2 protein-coding genes are annotated in these 2,900 nt (G+C 38.0%); both read right to left on the reverse strand.

Annotation, left to right across the window (positions count from 1 at the left end; genetic code table 11):
- Positions 1-20: 20 nt before the first annotated feature.
- On the reverse strand, positions 21-998 hold the full coding sequence (locus tag ACYVTD_RS11245; protein ID WP_461247863.1) for a peptidylprolyl isomerase: 978 nt from the start codon (positions 996-998) through the stop codon (positions 21-23).
- Positions 999-1,045: 47 nt separating this feature from the next.
- Positions 1,046-2,900 (reverse strand): transcription-repair coupling factor (gene mfd, locus ACYVTD_RS11250; protein ID WP_461247864.1); only part of this gene is annotated, 1,855 nt, incomplete at its 5' end.

Below are 2,900 nucleotides of genomic sequence, written 5' to 3' on the forward strand. Positions count from 1 at the left end.
CATAAAATCTCTAAAAAGTTTTATTCTTCAACTAATATCGAATCTAATTTTGCCTGATCGAAAGAGACTTTGGCATTAGCGCGGATTTTTTTCTTCTCCGCTGCCCACATATCATCTTGGACAACCACTTTATTATCATCAAAACCACTAGCTAATATCGGGTAAGCCTTCAAGACATGATACCCAAAAGACGTTTTAACAACATCCGAAACCTCGCCAACAGCTAGTTTGAGCGCAGCATCCAGAAACGGCTTAACATAACTAGTATTATTCGGGCCTAAGACATATCCGTCTGGCTGAGACACGCTGCCCGGGTCTTGCGAAAATTCCTTAACTAGCTTATCGAAACCTTCCCCGCTCTTAGCTTTTGCCTTTATAGTCTCCGCGGATGTTTTTGCTGCAGCAACCTCCGCCTCGGATAACTCCTTATTATCATCGTCGACCGTTTTATATAAAACATGTTTAACGCGCTTCATATTCTTGTTATAATAATCTTTCATTTGGGCATCAGTAAGTGACGATTTATATTTTTCAGCCATTTTCGTTTCATATTTGCTATTTAAAAGAGTTTCTCTATAAATCGAATCATCAATACCTATATTTTTTAATGCCTGGTTATATTTATCAGCTCCGCCCAGGCTCTCTTTTTGTTGCTCAATTTGCGCATCTATTTCCTTCCTATCCTCACTGGTAATCTCGATGCCTTCTTTTTTAGCTTGAGCGCGCACAGCATATATCTCTTCAATATTTTCCTTAGCTTTCTCTTTAGCTAAATCTGCAGCTTTTTTATCGCCGACCATGCCATTCTTCCAAAAATCGTTGCCACTTTTCCCTTCGTTGCTTGAAATCTCGCTCATCGCTTGTTTAAGAGCATATGTGTATAATGCCTGCGGAACTTTCTCTCCATCGACAGTTGCAATAGGTGTTAAATTGTTGCCGCAACCAGATAATGACGCAGCCAATAATACCGCAAAAGCAAAATTCAATATTTTTTTCATAATCACGCTCCTAAAACAATTAGTTTTGATTATTATACACTAAACATTCAGTTTTTCAACAGATGTAATAAAACTGTAACATCTTTAATTTTTTCCTGTGTAAATCCTCTATAGGTTAGATAAGGGGTGTTACTTGCTGAGAATACCAGTTTGCCATTGCTCTTATCAATAGCTTCGAATATTTTCTCGACTTTTGGAGGCTCTCTAAACCTGATTATAAGATCATTTTCGCGCTGTTTTATATCTAATACATTTGTGTTTGTAGCCACTTCTTTTAGAACCTGTATACCAACAAGTGATTCAACGGATGCATCCGGCTCTCCATATCTATCCTTCAACATCAATAGAAATTCTGTGCCATCTTCAATGTTTTCCAGCTCCATAATCATTTTATATGTCTCAATACGCAATTTATCGCTTTCGATATATCTCTCGGGTATGAAGCCCGAAACTTTAATGTCAATCCTTGCTTTAATTTTTTCCTTCTTCTCGCCTTTTCGTGCGGAAATACTGTCCGAAAGCATTCTACAATACATATCATACCCAATATTCTCAATATGACCACTCTGCTGAGCACCAATGACATTCCCTGCGCCACGGATTTCTAAATCCTTAAGTGCAATTTTAAAGCCCGAACCAAATTCAGTGAATTCCATAATTGCTTTTAATCTTTTTTCAGCCTCTTCTGTTAACACTTTGTCAGGTTTAAAAGTTAAAACACAATATCCCTGGCGAGCGCTTCTTCCCACTCTGCCGCGCAGTTGATAAAGACTAGATAATCCAAATTTATTGGCATCTTCAATTATTATCGTGTTAACGTTGCTTGCGTCTATTCCTGTTTCTATTATCGAAGTACAAATCAAGATGTCTATATCACCATTCAAAAGCGAAAGCATAATATCCTCAAGCTCCACCTCACCCATCTTCCCATGAGCAGTTTTTATATTAGCATCAGGAAAACTCTTGCTCAGCTTGCGCAAAACATGTGGCAAGGTGGATATTTTGTTGTGTATATAATAAACTTGCCCACCACGCGCTAACTCTCTTTTTATAGCATGGTTGATCGTTGCCTCATCATGCTCTATAACACTAGTAGCAACAGGCAATCTTCCCGCTGGAGGCGTTTCTATTATAGACATATCCCTAATGCCGACTAAAGACATATGCATGGACCTCGGTATCGGCGTTGCAGAAAGCGATAAAACATCAATGCTCGATTTAATTTCTTTTATTATTTCTTTATGTTTTACACCAAATCTTTGCTCTTCATCGATTATCAAAAAACCAAGATTTTTGTATTTCATGTTTTGAGATAATAACGCATGAGTTCCAATCACTATATCAATTTCGCCCATCTCCAGCTTCCTTCGTATTTCTTTAGCTTCGCTATTGGTGCGCAGTCTAGACAACATTTCAACTTTAATGCCATGCTTTTCAAATCGCCTTTGAAACGTTTTATAATGTTGCAAGCACAAAACCGTCGTGGGGACAAGATACGCAACTTGCATTTTATCAAGAACAGCTTTATACGCCGCGCGCATCGCTACTTCCGTTTTCCCATAGCCAACGTCTCCACATAAAAGCCTATCCATAGGCGTAGAAGACATCATGTCTTCTTTAATTTCTTCTATAGCGTTAATTTGATCAGGCGTTTCTTCAAATATAAAATCATTTTCAAAATCTATTTGCCTTTCATCATCAACAGAAAATTTGTGACCAATTAGCTTCAATCGCTCTGCGTATAATTCAATCAATTCGTCAGCAATATCTTCAACAGCTTTTTTAGCTCTATTTTTTGCATTTTCCCAAGAAAGAGTGCCCAACCGAGATAAACGAGTTTCTGCGCCCTCTCTAGCTTGCCATTTATAGATCATGTCGAGTTGATTAACTGGAATATATAAC

The sequence above is a fragment of the Treponema sp. R6D11 genome (assembly GCF_054786075.1).